1 protein-coding gene is annotated in these 1,022 nt (G+C 48.7%); it reads left to right on the top strand.

Going from position 1 to position 1,022, the window contains the following annotated elements; all coding sequences use genetic code 11:
- Positions 1 to 18 precede the first annotated feature (18 nt).
- Positions 19 to 1,022, top strand: a 1,004-nt coding sequence (locus ACFFGT_RS19195) for an acyltransferase domain-containing protein (protein WP_377024133.1), incomplete at its 3' end; no start/stop codon positions are given.

The raw sequence follows: 1,022 nt of genomic DNA, 5'->3' as shown, positions 1-1,022 counted from the left end.
GAATTATCAGCGGGAGGTATGCTTGGAGTTTCGCTGAGTTTATCTGCCGCGGAAAGTTACCTAAATGAAGATTTATCAATAGCAGCGGTGAATAGCCCTGTTCAGGTAGTTTTCTCGGGGCCGGAGGCTGCAATCTCAGCGCTAATGGCCAGACTGTCTCTGGCGGGAGTAGCTTATGTGCAATTATCGTCGGTGCATGGATTTCATTCAAAGATGCAGGACGCGGTTATTCCTGCATTTAAGGCGGAGCTTGAAAAGGTCAGCTATCAAAAGCCATCCTACCGTTTTGTTTCCAACTTAACAGGTGAGCTGGCAGGAGCAGAGGTTTGCAGCCCGTTATATTGGGCGCGGCATTTACGGGAACCGGTTAAGTTTTCGTCGGGTTTATCCCGTATTATCGGAGATGTTAAAGACGGGATTTTTATAGAAATAGGTCCTGGCGGTACGTTAAAAGGGCTGTTAAAACAACAGCCGGGTTACGGCCCCGCATCAGTGGCTATAGGCCTGTTGCCCTCAAGGCATAAGACCGGAGACGACCAGGGCCATCTGAGTTCGGGGATCGGGAAAATATGGAGTAACGGTATCCCGGTCAACTGGGATGCTTATTACCGTGGGGAGGTCCGGAATAAGATCCCGTTACCCACCTATTGTTTTGAGCCGTCCCGTTACCCTGCAGAAGTTGACCCGTTTTCTGGTGATTTGTTGTTGGGGTTAGGCATAATGAGCCGGTCTTCGACAGATGAAGAGCTAAAGGACTGGGTTTATTATCCATTGTGGAAGCAGTCAGTGCTGTCCCCCCGGTCAGAACAGCCAGAAAAGCGTGTTTATTTATTTTTTTCGCCGGAAAAATCCATTACCGAACGGCTGAGTACGGGCTTACTTCGTCCTGGAGATGAATTGTTAGAAGTAGTCATAGGTAAGGAATATAAAAAGCATTCAGCCGGCCGGTACGAGTTAAACCCCTCAGCAGAAGATTTTAAGGACCTGTTCGGTGATTTAAACAGCGCGGGGGTACTGATCAG

The organism is Mucilaginibacter angelicae, from assembly GCF_042434235.1.
GTDB lineage: Bacteria > Bacteroidota > Bacteroidia > Sphingobacteriales > Sphingobacteriaceae > Mucilaginibacter > Mucilaginibacter angelicae.
The sequence above is the reverse complement of the archived record's forward strand: the minus strand, read 5'-3'. Positions and strand labels throughout refer to the sequence as shown.